The 16,996-nt window shown below is 48.8% G+C and carries 9 protein-coding genes; 4 read left to right on the top strand and 5 right to left on the bottom strand.

All coding sequences use genetic code 11. The features are described 5' to 3' along the window. Positions 1 to 298: 298 nt before the first annotated feature. Positions 299 to 1,912, top strand: a complete 1,614-nt coding sequence (locus DWW90_RS14570) for an ABC-F family ATP-binding cassette domain-containing protein (RefSeq protein ID WP_115500463.1) — start codon at positions 299 to 301, stop codon at positions 1,910 to 1,912. 4 nt (positions 1,913 to 1,916) lie between these two features. Then, positions 1,917 to 3,839, top strand: coding sequence for an LTA synthase family protein (locus tag DWW90_RS14565; RefSeq protein WP_122345473.1), 1,923 nt, complete (start codon positions 1,917 to 1,919; stop codon positions 3,837 to 3,839). 18 nt (positions 3,840 to 3,857) lie between these two features. On the opposite strand, the gene DWW90_RS14560 is transcribed toward DWW90_RS14565, so the two are convergent. From DWW90_RS14560 to DWW90_RS14545, 4 genes are all read right to left on the bottom strand, one after another. Continuing rightward, a complete protein-coding gene (locus tag DWW90_RS14560) occupies positions 3,858 to 5,441 on the bottom strand; it encodes an ATP-binding protein (protein ID WP_122345472.1) in 1,584 nt (527 codons plus the stop codon). 72 nt (positions 5,442 to 5,513) lie between these two features. After that, positions 5,514 to 5,990 carry a toxin-antitoxin system YwqK family antitoxin gene (locus DWW90_RS14555; protein WP_115500465.1) on the bottom strand — a complete coding sequence of 159 codons (477 nt, stop codon included), beginning with the start codon at positions 5,988 to 5,990 and terminating at the stop codon, positions 5,514 to 5,516. A gap of 5 nt (positions 5,991 to 5,995) precedes the next feature. Next, positions 5,996 to 7,639: an Ig-like domain-containing protein gene (locus DWW90_RS14550; protein WP_122345471.1), complete on the bottom strand. Its 1,644-nt coding sequence runs from the start codon at positions 7,637 to 7,639 to the stop codon at positions 5,996 to 5,998. 45 nt (positions 7,640 to 7,684) lie between these two features. Beyond that, the gene (locus tag DWW90_RS14545) at positions 7,685 to 10,483 is read right to left on the bottom strand and encodes a TonB-dependent receptor (protein WP_122345470.1); all 2,799 of its coding nucleotides are present in this window, start codon (positions 10,481 to 10,483) and stop codon (positions 7,685 to 7,687) included. Positions 10,484 to 10,730: 247 nt separating this feature from the next. Here DWW90_RS14545 and DWW90_RS14540 point away from each other — a divergent pair, with 247 nt between their 5' ends. Next, complete coding sequence (locus DWW90_RS14540; RefSeq protein ID WP_122345469.1) at positions 10,731 to 12,767, top strand: HAMP domain-containing sensor histidine kinase; 2,037 nt, start codon at positions 10,731 to 10,733, stop codon at positions 12,765 to 12,767. A 186-nt stretch (positions 12,768 to 12,953) separates the two neighbouring features. Continuing rightward, positions 12,954 to 15,020, top strand: coding sequence for an ATP-binding protein (locus DWW90_RS14535; protein ID WP_122345468.1), 2,067 nt, complete (start codon positions 12,954 to 12,956; stop codon positions 15,018 to 15,020). Positions 15,021 to 15,073: 53 nt separating this feature from the next. On the opposite strand, the gene DWW90_RS14530 is transcribed toward DWW90_RS14535, so the two are convergent. Then, positions 15,074 to 16,813, bottom strand: a complete 1,740-nt coding sequence (locus DWW90_RS14530; RefSeq protein ID WP_158582846.1) for a DUF4114 domain-containing protein — start codon at positions 16,811 to 16,813, stop codon at positions 15,074 to 15,076. Positions 16,814 to 16,996 lie beyond the last annotated feature (183 nt).

The following is a 16,996-nucleotide window of genomic DNA, read 5'->3' as shown; positions in this document are numbered from 1 at the left end:
GTTACAGTTGGATTTCTTTTGTTTCACGGCTGTGACATGAATAGCGGGTAGGTTTGGAAGGGGCACACATTCCGCATCGTTCATTCTATCTGCCGGGTTATTCATTCCTCTACGGCACTATAAACCCATGAAGTACTGCATTTGTTGACACGGAGGGCGGTTCGCGAACCGCCTCTACGAGGTCTGTGTGTTTCAAATATGCCAAATTGTGAGTCAATGGAAGAATGTATCAATAGGGCGTAACGTATATTTTTTGTACCTTTGCACACTCGATAGCAAATTAATAGGTAAACAAGATATGATAACGGTTAACAACCTGGACGTACAGTTCGGGAAACGCATCCTTTTCCAGGATGTCAATATGAAATTTACACCGGGCAACTGCTACGGTATCATCGGGGCTAACGGCGCCGGTAAATCAACATTCCTTCGCGTGATCAGTAAGCAACTCGACCCTACACGTGGGACGGTATCATTGGGGCCGGGCGAACGCCTGTCCGTATTGAGCCAGGACCACTTCGCATTCGATGAATATACAGTAATCGACACTGTGCTGATGGGCCACACGACCCTTTGGGAAGTGATGAGCGAAAAGAACGCCCTTTACGCCAAACCCGATTTCAGCGATGCCGACGGTATCCGCGTGTCGGAACTGGAAGAGAAATTCGCCGAGATGGAAGGCTGGAACGCCGAGAGCGATGCAGCCGCCTTGTTGAGCGGCTTAGGTATCGCGGAAGAATTTCACTACACGCTGATGAAGGACATGAGCGGTAAGCAGAAAGTACGTGTCTTGCTGGCACGCGCCCTCTTCGGACAACCCGACAACCTGTTGCTGGACGAGCCGACCAACGACCTCGACCTCGAAACTGTTATGTGGCTCGAAAACTATCTGGCAAACTTCGAACATACGGTGTTGGTGGTCAGCCACGACCGTCACTTCCTCGACTCTGTCTGTACACATACGGTGGACATCGACTTCGGTAAACTGCAAATGTTTGCCGGAAACTATAGCTTCTGGTACGAATCCAGCCAGTTGGCACTCCGCCAGCAACAGAACCAGAACAAGAAGGCAGAAGAGAAGAAAAAAGAATTGGAAGAATTTATCCGCCGTTTCAGCGCCAACGTAGCGAAGTCCAAACAGACGACCAGCCGCAAGAAGATGTTGGAAAAACTAAATATCGAGGAGATCAAGCCGTCTTCACGCCGCTATCCGGGCATCCTGTTCACGCCGAACCGCGAACCGGGCAACCAGATTTTGGAGGTGAAGGGACTGACGAAATCCATCGACGGCAAAGTGCTGTTCAAGGATCTGAACTTCAACGTAGAGAAAGACGACAAGATCGTGTTCATCAGCCACGACCCGCGTGCAATGACCGCCCTCTTCCAGATCATCAACGGAGAAGAAAAGGCCGACGCGGGAACTTACCAGTGGGGACAGACCATTACGACAACTTACCTGCCGTTGGACAACTCCGCCTACTTCAATTCGGACTACAACCTGATCGACTGGCTGAGCCAGTTCTCACCCGACACGAACGAAGTGTTCCTGAAAGGTTTCCTCGGCCGTATGCTGTTTTCCGGCGAAGAGCTGTTGAAGAAAGTAAGCGTCCTGTCCGGAGGTGAAAAGATGCGTTGTATGATTTCACGCATGATGCTGACGGATGCCAACTGTATCATTCTGGACACGCCGACCAACCATCTGGACCTCGAATCCATCCAGGCGTTTAACAACACGTTGCAGTCATTCCGCGGAAACGTCTTGTTCTCCAGCCATGACCACGAATTTATCCAGACGGTTGCCAACCGCATCATCGAATTGACACCGAACGGCATTATCGACCGTATGATGGAGTATGACGATTATATCACCGATCCGATGGTGGCAGAGCTGAGAGAAAAGTTGTACAAATAGCCTTATGAAGAAAAGAGTCCTGTTCCTCCTCGCCCTGTTTATCATCTGGTTGCCGATATTAGCGATCCAGAAGCCGGTGTTCATGCTGTATCACCATGCCTTAGCGAACGGATGTTCGCTAAGCGATTACCTACGGGTAATCACACACGGGTTACTGCTGGACTGCACGATAGCCGGGTATCTGACAGCGTTGCCGTTGCTGATGACGTTAGTGTCGGTATGGCTGCCGGGGAGGTTTTACAGGAAACTGCTGAAAGGCTACTTCGGAATTATGACCGTACTGATCGCAGCTATCTTTGCGGTAGATGTGGCGCTGTACGGTTACTGGGGGTTCAGGCTGGATGCAACGCTTTTCTTCTATCTGCAATCGCCCGGCGATGCGATGGCGAGCGTTCCGATGGGACAGTTCTTCGGCCAACTGCTGATGTTCATTGTCTATGCATCCGGAATATACTGGCTGTTAAAACAGTTTATCGTGCCGCTCTTTCCCGAAACGCCGGTACGGAAGCGGTTAGGGGGAAGCCTGATTGTTCTCTTGTTGGGCGGAATACTCTTTATCCCGATACGGGGAGGCGTGACGACTTCGACTGCGAATGTGGGAATGGTCTATTTCAGTAAGAACCAATTCCTGAACCATTCGGCGATCAATCCTTGTTTCAGCCTGCTTGCATCGCTCAGCAAACAGCAAGATTTTGCGGCGCAGTTCAATTTCTTCCCGGAGGAGGAACGGAGGGAGATAATGGGAAGCCTGTCCCCGCACTCGATGCGGGGTCGCACTGGGACAGACCTTGTTGAGACGGATTCACTGTCCGCGTCTTTGCGATCCTGCATCGAGTGCGGGAACGAGAAAGGTGATACGATACCGAAAGTCCTTCTGAATACGCAGCGTCCGAATATACTGATTGTTATTATGGAAAGCTTCTCGGCGAATGTTGTCGGGGCTGTCGGTGGCGATTCTACCGTTACACCGAACCTGAACAGGCTCAGCAAAGAGGGAGTGCTTTTCACGAATATGTATGCAAACTCATTCCGCACGGACCGGGGAATCGTGTCGGTGTTGAATGGTTACCTGGCACAGCCGACCACTTCCATCATGAAGTATCCGGCCAAGAGCCAGACACTGCCGTCTATTGCCCGAAGCCTGACAAACGAAGGATATGTAGCCGACATGCTGTATGGCGGAGATATCAACTTCACCAATATGCAAAGCTATTTCTTCAGCTCCGGTTACAGCCGGATCACGGCAGACCGTGACTTCCCGCTCACCAGTCGCCTCAGCAAATGGGGAGCGAACGACGACGTCACCTTCCGTCATTTATATGAAGATATCAAGAGTCGTGACAGCCAAAAGCCCTGGCTCAGCACCTTCCTGACGCTTAGCAGCCACGAGCCGTTTGAAGTGCCTTTCCACCGGTTGGATGATATGGGACTGTATGCGAACTCGGTTGCCTTCACGGACAGTTGTATCGGTAACTTTATCGACAAGCTGAAAGAGCTGCCGGTATGGAAGAACACGTTAGTTATTTTCGTTTCCGACCACGGATATCCTTATCCGAAAGATGTGGTCAACTACGAACCCCGCCGCTATCACATCCCGATGTTATGGATCGGCGGTGTCGTGAAAGAGCCGGTCGTCATCGACAAATATGCCAACCAAACAGACCTTGCCGCCACGCTGCTGAACCAATTAGGGATCGGGCACGACGCCTTTACCTTCAGCCGCAACGTGCTTAGTCCCGATTATCCGGAATATGCCTTCTATACCTATTCGAACGGCTTCGGGTTTATCGACAGCACCGGCATCTCCGTCTACGACAATGAAGGGAATAAGCCTCTGATCGAAACGCCACGCGAAGGTAGCGACCAGCGTCTCCGCAAGGGGAAAGCCCTGCTGCAAACGTTGTATGACGATTTAGGCAGCAGGTAACTATACGGGTATTTTACGTTATGTGTAACTAATCAGCCAGTCGCCGATATTCCGTTCAGCGGCATCGAATGCGACACCTACTTTTACTAATTCATGTCCGTCAGCTGTATAAGGTATCAGATAGCCTTTTTCATCGATTTGCTTCAGCGCAGCTTCAGCCGTCCCGCCCAACTTGAACTCGAAGACATAGATGTAATCCGCCGTCTTCACTACAGCATCGGCACGTCCTCGTCCGCTACGCACTTCTGCTTCGGAAAACTGTCCCATTAATTTGAACACTAAGTAGAAAATCACCTGATAGTGCCGTTCCGTCTTATCATTCAGTTCATACGGGACATCAGCAAAGAAAGCACGAAGGCGGGTAAGGAAGGATTCGACATCTCCACTACGCAGTTCCCGGACAAACTTACCGATATAAAAAGCGGTGTCCGCTTCCGGAACCGGTGTGTAGAAAGGAGCGGCAAAGTGGAGGAAACCGTACTTCACCTCCTCATTCGGAAAGCCGAGGGTATATATATTAAATTCCGGTTCATATTTCTTAATAGTAAGATAACCGCTCTGATAAACCATCGGAATAGGATTATTTACATCCGCCCGGTCGTCACTCAAAGAAGCTGCCGCAACTTCCGTTCCATCGAACTTACGCAAGTCGTAATCCGTCTGTTTTAACATCTCGAGCAGGAATGTCGGCGTACCGCTGGCAAACCAAAAATTATCGAAGCGGCATTTGCTCAACGCACAGAGCACACTGAAGGGATTGTACATCCGGCTGAACGACTCCGAAGCGGTAAACCGGTAGCCGTCATACATCTTGGTCATGCGGGCCATTACCTCTTCGCTCGAGATCCGGCACGACGCAGCCATTGTCTGTAGTTCGGGAACAAAAGTCGTTTCTATCTCTTCGCGGGTCATACCGCAAAGTGTATTATACGATTCATCGAAACTGATATCATTCAGTTGATTCAGATTGCTGAAAATACCCATCTGCGCGAACTTGGTCACCCCTGTGATAAAAACAAACTGCAACCAGGGATCGGCACTCTTCAGCACAGAATAAAAGGCGGTCAGTGTTTCGCGGAACTCCTGCTGCAAAGCCGGATTATGGAAGTTACGAAGCAGCGGTTTATCATATTCGTCAATCAGCACGACTACACGACGGCCGGTCTTTTCACAAGCCTCCTGGATCACATTCATAAAGCGAATCGAATAGCTGTCATTCACAGAACTTACACCATATTGTTTTTCCCAGTTTTCCAACTGGCTCACAAGCTGATTCTCCAAACGCTCCTTGCTGTCATACTTTTCAGCATTCAGATCAAGATGCAGTACCGGATACTCCAGCCATTCTGTTTCGAGCCGCTCCACAGCCAAGTCCTTGAACAGTTCTTTCTTTCCCCGGAAATAAGCCTCGAACGTAGAAAGCAACAAGCTCTTACCAAAACGGCGGGGCCGGCTCAGAAAACAAGGATTGCCGGCCTGTGCCAGTTTATACATAAGAGCTGTCTTATCCACATAGAGGAAACCTTCTTCACGCAGTTTGGCAAAGCTTTGTATGCCGATCGGGAACTTACGTCCCGGACGAAGAATAGATATTGCAGCCATCGTTGTCGCTCCTTTCTTATATTTGTTAGCAGGACAAAGATAGTATTTATTTATGTCAGGAAGAAATTACATCTATTCTTCCTGCTTTTCCTCGCTTATCAATTGACCGTCATCATCCCAGGTACGCCAAACGCCGCTTTTCTTTCCTTTGGTGTAGAACATCTCGAAGCGGAGGATGCCTTTGTCATTCCATACGCGCCAGGGACCGTCTTTCTGCCCGTCTTTATAGGTTGCGATACCGGTTAGCTGTCCGGCTTCGTTGTAGGTTCGCCATTCTCCGTGGAAGATACCATGATAGTAAGAACGGACCTCGGCAATCTTTCCGTCAGGATAATAAATCACATACGTTCCTTCGGGCCGACCGTCTTTGAGGAAAAGCTCCATCTTCAGCATACCGTCGTCATAGAACTCGGTGTAACGACCGGTGTAGGGAGTGGTTTGCGTTTCGTCTGTATAGTACTGGCCTTCGTTAAGGAACAAGTCCTGCGCCTGGATTACCAGGGCAGAACTTGCCAATAATGTTGATGTTAATAATAACTTCTTTATCATATCTATTAATATTCAGTATTCTGAGGATCAAAGTTAGCCCAACCTTTTGTCCAGTCGTTTGTTCCGTCGAAAGCGCCTTTGTAAGTTACCTTTTCAAAGAAGCTGTTGTTCAGGACTGCATCGGCAAAATCGGCACCCTGTACGGCAGAAGCCACTACGGAAGAGTAATCGCCGTCTTTAGAGATGATTGCATTGGTTGTTTCCAAGATAGTGTTGTTCATACCTGCACGGTTGAAGAAGTTTTCGCTGAACTTTTCGTCATCGTAAAAGTTGCTCCACATACCGGCAAGAATAACATTCTTCACGATCGCACCATCGTTAGCAGAACCTTTCTTATCTGTTGCACGCAATCCGTAAGGCCATCCCGTGAATACGGAGTTATAAACATTCAGGCTTGTGTTACGACGCAGGTGCATTGCAGCCTGGAACTTACCACCTTTGGCACCATTTGCAGCATCGGCAGTCTTGGCTTCTACTTCAGCCTGTGTCTTGTCAGACACTTTGCCATAGAACGGACCGATCAGGGTTACGTTAGAAAAGACAGGTTTAGTAAGCGGAGTATTGGAAGAACCGTCACCATCGTTATCAGATTCAAAACCGTTGGAATCAGATGTATCGGCAATATCCTTATCACGTACGCTCAGCAAGAACTGCAAGTTACCACTGTAACCGAAGTCTGTATCGAAATCATCATCCCAACCATGATAAGCAATCAGGTGCTTTGCATTTACCGTACCACCGAACCATTCGTATGAATCGTCATTTGAATAAGAAACCTGAATAAACTCAACTTCCGTACCGCTACCGACACCACCAAAGGTTAAACCATTGATTTCCTTGTCCGGTTCCAGAGGATAACCGGCAAACTCGATACGAACATATTTCAGCTTACCTGAGCTTTCACCATTAAACTCATCAGAAGTCGTATTACCGTACGGCGTATCAGGACCACCTTCAATAGTAGGACGAGTCACACGATTCACGCGTGCATTACCACAGATAATCAAACCACCCCAGTCACCTGTCAGACGCTGTCCGGCCGGCTTATCGGAAGTAAAGACAATCGGTTTCTCAACTGTTCCGACAGCCATAATCTTAGCCCCCGGCTCGATAATCAGGGAAGCGGCTTTTTCACCCGGATTTACGGAAATACCTTTAATAACAGTACCTGCTTCGATCGTTAGGGTTGCACCCGGTTTCACATATACAAACCCTTTCAGGAAATTCTTGTCGGCTGCATTAAGCGTAAGATCAGAAGTGATATTACCTTCCAGAATCACTTCTTTGGAAGCCGGAGCATCCTTAGAGACTGTTACCGTAGAAGTAGCCGTCTTACCACCATCCTTAGTTGTAGCTGTAATTGTTGCAGTACCTTCGGCAACACCCGTTACCTTACCAGCATCTACCGTTGCGATCTTGTCATCGGAGGAAGTCCATGTTATTGTTTTCTCCGCAGCATCAGAGGGAGTAATTGTTGCAGACAATGTGACCGACTCGCCAACCTTAACTGTTGCAGTTGCCGGACTCACAGAAACGGCTGAGACTGCCACAGGCTTGCTGTCGTCATCGTCGTCACTACAAGAAACTGTTCCAAACATCACGGCCATCGTAAACACAGAGGCCAAACCTTTTAAAAGAAATCTGTTCATAATAAAAACATTTTGTTTGTAATAGAAATATTATTCAATTAAACTTCAAAACTTAAGAGAGACGCCGACATTGATATCCACCCCCGGGCGGAAGCTGCGGATCAACTGTTCACGTTCGCGCTTGCCTCCATTCTCGTCCGTCAGTTTTACGAACTGCTTGTACTCGACTTTGGAGTTCAACATATCCTGGATACCCGCCTTGATCTCGACAACCTTGCCGATCTTCTTCGAGAAAGTCAGGTCCAACGAATTGCGGGGCATTTCATATATATCGGGTATATCTTCATTCTGGTTCTGCATCGGGACACCGACCGATTCAATGCGCTTCCCAATCCGGTTATAGAGCAGCGAAGCGGAGATCCCTTTGTCATCATGCTGGTAGAAAAGTCCGGCATTGACCAGATAGGGAGACTGTCCCGCCAACGCACGGTCGCGTTCAGGCGCTCCTTCCTCAAAACGGACGCGGCTATGGATGTAAGCGGCGTTGCAGACCAGGCTCAGTCCCCGCAGGCCGATAAAGTCCAGATTCTTCTTCACATCCAGTTCCACACCGAAGGCTTCGGCGTTCTTCGCATTGTGATAGGTATATTGCAAACCGGAACCGGCTTCGTTGTAGGTTTCCTCGATCGGGTCTTTGAAACGCTTATAGAAACCACCGATCGTAATCATCTCGCCTGAGGCAGGATAGAACTCATACCGCAAGTCGATATTGTCGGCATAGGCATTCTTCAGTTCCGTATTTCCCACAATGTTCGCATCCCGCTCGAAGTTGAAGTACACATAAGGCACCACCTCACGAAACTCCGGCCGGTTGACCGAACGGCCGTAAGCGGCACGTACCAGATGTTTCGGCGACAGGTTGTAAGCCACATTGAGAGATGGGAAGAAGTCCGTCGTCTTGTTATCCAGATGAACCGGTGTCGTACCGTCCGAGCTATAACCGTCCATCTGTAACCGGTAGTATTCCATCCGGACACCGATATTGGCATTCAGCACCTCCCCGTAGTTCAACTTGGCGGAAACATAAGCGGAGCCAAGCATATTTTCAGAGGTGTACGAATCGCTGTTCGTTGTCGTCTCGCGCATCCAGATCTTGTCTGCCGAGATGTTCTCGTCGGTGAACAAGCCAGTATAGTCCCAGTCTGCATACCGGTCATATCCTTTACCCAACAGGTTGTAACCGAAACGGCGTGCGTCGAACGTACGGCTCTTATATTCTCCGTAGATACCTCCGTTGAAAACAGGGGCGAACATATCGGACACCACGAACTTATGCTCATAGTTTGCCGCTAACGACGCACTATGATCCTTCAAGTCCTGATAGTAGCGCATCGGGTCGGATACGTAGTAGTCCGGCTTCTCCGTCCGGTTCTCATCGAGAATGGAGTTCACGATCTTGCGGTCCGGTTCGCGATAGGAGGCGAAAGCGTAGCCCGCTGTCCAATCCACTTTATTGATATTTTCCTGCAAGGTATGGGTACCGCTGATCTGTCCGGAGTAGGTCGTACGGCCGGTATAGAGTGATTCCCATTTGCGGATATTCTTGTCGGAATAGTAGTTCACCCCTTCCCGCTGCGTCAGAGCGGAAACACCGCGCTGGTTGAAGAAGTTGCGAAGTTCATATTTGTTGTTGCCTTTCAGAAACGACCAGTTGAAGAGGGCGCCTATCTTGGAGGTGTTCTTATAGCGAATGTCGTTATACTCGAAGCGGGGACGGGAGACGTCGTTCTTCACATCGTAGGCGATGAAGTTGTTGTTTACCGTCTCCGAATAATCGTACTCGGTACTCCAGTTTACGTTCGTTATATTCCCGATCTTCCAGTCGCCCACGTCATAAGAACGGTGCGCCGTCAGTGATATCTTCTGGTCGGGAATGACAGTAAACTTGTCGATTCCCCACCGCTGGTTGATCTGCCGGGTAAAGGCGGCGGCTTCTTCCGTCGTGTGTTCCCCCAAATGCGAAGGGAAAGAAGAAGGCAGGCTTCGCACGCCAGCGCCGAACCCGAGGTAATCCTTCCACGTCCCATCCGTCAACCGGAAGTCGCGGAAAGTGGCATTCGTATTGAAACCCATCTGGTAGGATACATTAAAGGTATTCCCATCCGGGATATTCTTCGTCATCACCTGCACAAAACCACCGGAGAAATCGGCAGGCAGTTCGGCAGACGGGCTCTTGTAGACCATCATATTGTCAATCAGCGAAGAGGGAAGCACGTCGAACGAAAACGCCCGGCTGTCCGTCTCGCTTGAAGGCGTAGTCGCATTGTTGAGCCATACGTTGTTATAGCGTTGCGCCAGTCCGCGCACGACAACGAAGCGGTCCTCCACGATCGTGATCCCCGGAATACGTCGAAGTACTTCGGCTGCATCGCTATCCTGCGTCTTACCGATCTGTTGGGCAGAAATACCGCTCACGACGGGAAGGCTTTTACGTACGGTATTGATGATAGCGGTTTCCGTCCCTAACTTCCGTTGTGCCACGACCACCACGTTTTGCAGTTGCAGGTCGGCATCCGAGAGTTCGATCCGGAGTACCGATTCCTGGTGCGCTTTCACTACCACATCTTTGATTGTTTCCGATTTATAAGATACATAAGACGCTACTAAGGTATATTTCCCCGGTTTGACATTCTCGATCCGGAAATTACCCTCCACATCAACAATCGCGCCTACCGTCGTCCCTTCGATCACAACCGAAGCACCGATCAGCGCATCCTTATATTTAGCATCCGACACCGTTCCGCAGATAACACCTGTCTGCGCCCAGGCGGACAGCGAGAGGACACAACCCAACACCAGAAGAAAGAACGACCTGCCGTTCCCTGTTTCACCAATACGTCTCATTCCTTTTAATACTTGTTACATTTATTTGACGGCAAAAGTAGAGCAGGTATATTGCAAAAGAATGTAAACCTTATTACAATGCTAAAACAATTATTACAATTCGTTTACATGCTTGCCCAATCCGAATTAGTCGCTATCTCTGCGAAGAGCAACAAATCTCCCTCCATATTATTCCCCTTTATGCCATAATCCGGATTTCTTTATTATCTTTGCCTTGATTTTCAACATACTTACAATCAACTCTTGAATGAAAACCAACATAACAATCATACTGTTTCTCTGCTGTTACTGCCAGATGCTACTGGCCAATGAAAACTTCTTGAAGCAACGTCAGGACAGCCTTTGCGCCGCATTAGGCAAAACGACGAATCCAAAGAACCGTATTGAACTGCTGAAAAAGCTACATGAAATAAAACTCGACACACCTGCCTCCCTAAAATGGATACAGGAAGCCCGGACAGAAGCCCGGAAAATCAATTTGCAAGAGGAGGAAGACTGGACGATACGTGCCCTGACGATCTACTATTATAACGCCGGAAAGCTGGACAGCGTCATCCATTACGCTGCACAGGCCGACTCGCTCGCCAAGGAAATGGGAACACGGACTAAATATTACTACGAAACACAAGCTGTGCTATGCCAGAACCTGTTATGGGCTGGACAACAGGAAAAAGCATCCGATATAGCGATCCGCCAGTTCAAACAGGCCAAGAAAGATAATAATACAGGGGGAATCATTAGTCTTAGCGAAACCCTTGGCCTTATTAACCAGCAGGTCGGACAGGATAGCATTGCCGTCACATACATGACGGAAGGACTGGAACTGTTGGCTGGGATTTCCGGAAAATACGGACGTGCAATCCAGATACTGAACAGCATTATCGAATCGGAGCTACGGCTACAACGGTTCGAAGACAGCCGGAAACACATAAAACTGCTGCAAGAATACCTAATCAAAAGAAAGGAAAGTACCGCCTCTTTTTCATACGGTTGCTACTACTTACTGTCCGAAGCATATTATATTAACCTGAACGTGCAGCTTAAGAATGCAGCCGAGGCTCATAAACACTATCTGTTAGCCCAACCTTACGAAAAAGATATAGACGACGATTTCGTAAAACACTTTTACGAATACAGCCTGGCCGCCTACTACAAATTAACAGGGCAGTTCGCCCAAGCGTTGGATATGATCGACCGTGTACTGGCCATCAAAGTCACTCCCGAAGCGATGAAGCTCAAAGCCGAAATACTGTTCGACAAGGGAGATACCCGAGAAGCCGCCATCCTGTACCGCAAGGCGCTCGAAGAAAACGAGAGCCGGAACGTCGAAACATTCATACGTCAGATAAGCGAACTACGTGCCATCCACGATATGAACCAACTGGAACTGGAGGTAAAAGAACTACGGGTCAAAGAGCTCGAGCTGGAAGCCAAACAGCTACAGTTGAAGTGGACGATCGCCCTGGCGACACTCTTCTTCTTCATCTTGATATTAGGTTCCGTCATCTACTCACACACCAATAAGCTGAAGAACGAGTTGCAAAAAGACAAACAGGCCTTGCTGAGCTCGGAAGAAGCACTGCGCATCGCCCGTGACCATGCCGAGGAATCGGACCGCCTGAAAAGCCTCTTCCTCTCCAATATGAGCCACGAGATACGCACGCCGCTGAATGCGATCGTCGGATTCGCACAGCTGCTGGATATCGAAACGGAAGAGGGGGACGAGCGGAAAGAATATACGAAGATCATCATGGACAACTCCGCCCTGCTGCTCAACCTGGTAAATGACATCCTCGATATCTCGCGCCTCGAATCGGAACGTTACCGCTTCTCCTTCGCCGAAGAGAATTTGGCGGAGTGTTGCCGGGGAGCACTGACGAGTACGGAACATCGCGTGAAGCCCGGTGTGGAACTACGCTTCTCCCCCGAAAGTGAGGATTTCGTACTGAACACGGACAAGCTGCGCCTGCAGCAAGTATTGATCAACCTGATCGGCAATGCGGCCAAGTTCACCACAGATGGCTTTATTGAACTGGCTTACACGGTAGACAAGGCAAAAGGCTTGGTCCGTTTCACCGTCACAGATACGGGATGTGGCATACCGGCAGAGAAACAAGACACCATCTTCGAACGTTTCGAGAAGCTGAACGAACATGTGCAGGGTACGGGATTGGGACTTTCCATCTGCCGGATCATTGCCGAAAGGTTCGAAGGGGAAGTGACGCTCGACAAGAAATATGCCGATGGCGCACGCTTTATCTTCACGCATGCTCTACCCCTGTAGGACTCCGGAAAGGCGGCTGAAAATAATCGCATATTCTTGCGATTTCTTTCAGCCGATGTAAAACAATCCGACAGCCTTAATTTAGCCTTTCTATCTATTGTTCAGTGCTCTAATACATCATTCACAATCCATATTTCTTTACTATCTTTGTCTTTATTCTCAAATATAATCGAACCAATATACAGAATGAAGACATACTCTATTATCATCCTTTTTCTCTATTGCATCTGCAACGTTTCAATGGCTAACGAAGACTCAATGGTACAATCCGAGGATAGCCTCAGCAACGTATTAGCTAAGACAACAGACCCTGCCAAACGTATAGAAATATTACAGGAACTATGTGCCCTAACAACCAACACACCGGCAACACTGAAATGGATACAGCAAACCAGACTGGAAGCCCGAAAGAACAACTCGCGGGAAAACGAAGACTGGGCACTCGGACATCTGGCAGTCTACTTCTACAATTTCGAGATGCTGGACAGCCTCATCTATTATACCGCACAATCCGACTCGCTCGCCAAAGTCACAGGTGAACACAGCTACTACTACTATGGTGCACAAGCATTGTTATGCCAGAACCTCCTGTGGATCGGACAACGGGAAAAGGCCTCCGACACCGCCGTCCGCCTCTTCAAACAGGCCAAAGAGGAGAATAACGCGCGAGGCATCATCAATCTCGGAGAAACGCTCGGGCTTATCAACCAGCAAATCGGGCAGGACAGTATCGCCGTCGCCTACCTGGAAGAAAGCCTGGACCTGCTGGTCGCGACTTCGGGAAAAGTGCCCTACATCATCCGCGTCCTTAACAGTATCATCGACTCTGAACTGAAGCTCAAGCGGTTTGAAGACGCCCGCAAGCATGTGGAAGAACTACAGGGACACTTAGACGAGATGATGCAAAACGTACCCAACCCGGGGATGTCGCACCTGTACAGCAGTAACTACCTGCTGTCCGAAGCATACTACATCAACCTGTATGTACAACTCGGGAATGCAGACGAGGCCAAGAAGCACCTCGCCCTGGCCCAATCGTATGAGAATGATATAAACGACGGATATGTGGAACACTTCTATAAGTTCACTTTGGCTGCCTACTACAAGCTGACGAAACAGTATGCCCAGGCACTCAACATCATCAACCAGGCGATGGAACTCAACGACTCGCCCGAGACGATGAAGCTCAAAGCCGAAATCCTGTTCGACAAGGGAGACGCCCGTGAAGCTGCCATCCAGTACCGTGATGCGCTCGAACAGAACGAAAGCCGGAACGTCGAGACATTCATCCGCCAGATAAGCGAACTCCGTGCCATCCACGACACGAACCAGCTGGAACTGGAAGTGAAAGAACTCCGTGTCAAAGAGCTCGAACTGGAAGCCAAACAGCAGCAGTTGAAGTGGTCGATCGCCCTGACATCCCTTTTCCTCATCATCCTGATATTAGGAACGCTTGTCTACATGCACACCCGCCGGCTGAACAACGAGCTGAAGAAGGATAAGCAGGCTTTGCTCGAGTCGGAGAAAGAATTGCGCATCGCCCGTGACCATGCCGAAGAGTCGGACCGCCTGAAAAGTCTGTTCCTCTCCAATATGAGTCACGAGATACGTACCCCGCTGAATGCGATCGTCGGATTCGCCCAACTATTGGATATTGAAACAGAAGAAGGGGACGAACGGAAAGAGTTTACCAAAGTCATTATGGACAATTCCGCCCTTCTGCTCAACCTGGTCAACGACATCTTGGATATCTCCCGCCTCGAATCGGAACGATACCGTTTCTCTTTTGCCGAAGAGAATTTAGCAGAGTGTTGCCGGGCGGCACTGACGAGCGCGGAACATCGCGTAAAACCGGGCGTGGAACTGCGGTTCTCTCCCGAAAGTGAAGACTTCATACTGAACACGGATAAGCTACGCCTGCAACAGGTATTAATCAATCTGGTCGGCAATGCGACCAAGTTTACCAAGCAGGGTTTTATTGAACTGGCATTCACTGTTGATAAGAAAAATGATCTGGTTCGCTTCACCGTCACAGATACCGGTTGTGGCATACCGGCGGATAAACAAGACGCCATCTTCGAGCGTTTCGAGAAGCTGAACGAATATGTACAAGGTACAGGGTTAGGGCTTTCCATTTGCCGGATCATTGCCGAACGATTCGGTGGCGATGTTATGCTGGACAAAAAATACACCGGCGGTGCACGCTTCATCTTCACTCATTCACTAAACATCTCTCAAGAGAAAGATATATAAAAATAGTGCCAAAAGCCCGCGAGAGACGGACTTTTGGCACTGTTTCCGATAAACTATTCGACAATATGCGGAGAATAGGGACCGGGAACTAAATCCTCAAACTGTTCCCAGGGGATCGGATCGAACTCCATTTCCACCGTGATGCGGATTGGTTCGTTCGCGTCAATCTTGCCACGTGAGGATAGAATCTTGCGGAGAATTTCTTCGTTCGCTGTATTCTTCCGGATCGACATAGCGTAGGCATCGACTTCCATTTCGACCTCGACTGTCATGCCACGTACGGTAGTCTTGACAAAGATACGTTTCTTTTCCGTGGTAGCCGTCTTGGTCCTGCGGATCGTCGTCTTAACGAATATCCGGGAAGATGCAGCGTTAACAGGCTGTTCGACTATCAAACTGTTCATCGTACGGCTGTTAGCAACGATCAGTTCTTCTTTCAGCCCGACGATACTGCCGTAGCTATCCAAATTCTCCTGATCGGAGACATTCCAGTTTAATGTAGACTTGGAGGCAATCCAAAGATCATTCCAGAAATCAGGATCGTCGGAAGGGAGATCCATCACTTCAGACAACTGCTGTATGGCATCCACATCTTCCGTTTCTTCAGTAGCACCGCTGCCATCCGGGATCTCCGGTATGTCATACGTGATAGCGTCAGCCGGATAAGAGGAAACGTGGAACATCAGGTCGTTGCAATCGCCATCACCCTTCAAAAGATTGATACGTTCGTTCGGCAGGTCTTCAAAACCGACAACGACGAAATTATCTTTCTTGAACAACACCGTATGGCTCTTATTACCGGACTCCGGGTTCCATTCGGGATAAGAATAGAAACGGAACTTACCGTCACTGATCGTACGGTTCAACAAATTATAACCATCGGAACGGAGTACCCAACCGATGGAAGTCCCTTGCGGGAAGGTGTTTTCCAACCGACCTGTCTCAGGATTATAATACTTCAACTGGACAGCCTCTCCGGCTTTCAGGCCTGAACTGAGAAGACGGACAATGCTTGCCCTCGGGAACGCTATAATCTCTTTGATCGAAGCGGGATCTACATCTTTAATATCCCCTTTGTAAGAGAAATATCCCAGCACGTTATCAAACAAACTGCCGGAATGGAGCATACTCACCCAAATCTGAGCGTCTTTCTGCACATAGATGTCAGTCCGCTTACGATACTCCGGCGCGGCACTCTTCCATTCCGGGAATGCCTGGTTAATCGCCTTCAAGATAGAACTGCTGACGTCTTCCTTCTTGGTAATATAATCCGGCTTACCCAACGAATTCCAGCCGCCGAGCTTCAGATAGGGGAAATTATCGGACCAACCGAGCAAAGCTTTTGTCTCCGCATCGTCTCGGCTCTGTTCGACTTCTTTAAAATCCGCCGTTCCATTTGCAATCCGACCATACAACAGGGAGGGGACTCCTATATAAGAAGAATAGACATACAAATCCCCGGCTTGCTCCGGTAGCAGGCGGGACAGCATATATTCTCCCCGACCGTTCGTGATGCCGGTAAAGATAGGCGACAGATTCGACTTCTTAACCAACAAGCCACCCTGAGTTTCGAGCGGATTTTCTCCATAGACCTCAAATGACACGCGGTAACCATCCGGCACGTCATATTTGAGATTGAACATTACCGGTTGTGCACCGATCTCGGCAATTGCATTTTGCCGGCCATAGGAATCACCTGTTCCAATCTCTTTCAAGTCCGTATCCGAACAGGAAACGAGCAATAACAAGACAAGATTCCATAAAGAATTCTGAAGAATACATTTTGTGTTCATAGGCAACATTAATAACCCTTTTTACTACACAAAGAAAGTAATAATTATCAATAAACAAGCATATAAATGACATATTTATTCAAACATGCATATATTCGCCGGGCAACGATCTTTTTTTTAACGCTTGAATATCAAAAATAGAATAACCATTAAGAATGATATGATATGATTTGTCAAACATTA

This window comes from Parabacteroides sp. AF17-28, from assembly GCF_003479205.1.
In the GTDB taxonomy this organism is placed as follows: Bacteria; Bacteroidota; Bacteroidia; order Bacteroidales; family Tannerellaceae; genus Parabacteroides; species Parabacteroides acidifaciens.
This window is presented reverse-complemented; position numbering and strand designations above follow the sequence as displayed.

Excerpts from the sequence above, each read along its gene's own strand:
- DWW90_RS14570 (WP_115500463.1), top strand. The coding sequence starts at position 299 with ATGATAACGGTTAACAACCTGGACGTACAGTTCGGGAAACGCATCCTT.
- DWW90_RS14565 (WP_122345473.1), top strand. The coding sequence starts at position 1,917 with ATGAAGAAAAGAGTCCTGTTCCTCCTCGCCCTGTTTATCATCTGGTTG.
- DWW90_RS14560 (WP_122345472.1), bottom strand. The coding sequence starts at position 5,441 with ATGGCTGCAATATCTATTCTTCGTCCGGGACGTAAGTTCCCGATCGGC.
- DWW90_RS14555 (WP_115500465.1), bottom strand. The coding sequence starts at position 5,990 with ATGATAAAGAAGTTATTATTAACATCAACATTATTGGCAAGTTCTGCC.
- DWW90_RS14550 (WP_122345471.1), bottom strand. The coding sequence starts at position 7,639 with ATGAACAGATTTCTTTTAAAAGGTTTGGCCTCTGTGTTTACGATGGCC.
- DWW90_RS14545 (WP_122345470.1), bottom strand. The coding sequence starts at position 10,483 with ATGAGACGTATTGGTGAAACAGGGAACGGCAGGTCGTTCTTTCTTCTG.
- DWW90_RS14540 (WP_122345469.1), top strand. The coding sequence starts at position 10,731 with ATGAAAACCAACATAACAATCATACTGTTTCTCTGCTGTTACTGCCAG.
- DWW90_RS14535 (WP_122345468.1), top strand. The coding sequence starts at position 12,954 with ATGAAGACATACTCTATTATCATCCTTTTTCTCTATTGCATCTGCAAC.
- DWW90_RS14530 (WP_158582846.1), bottom strand. The coding sequence starts at position 16,813 with ATGAACACAAAATGTATTCTTCAGAATTCTTTATGGAATCTTGTCTTG.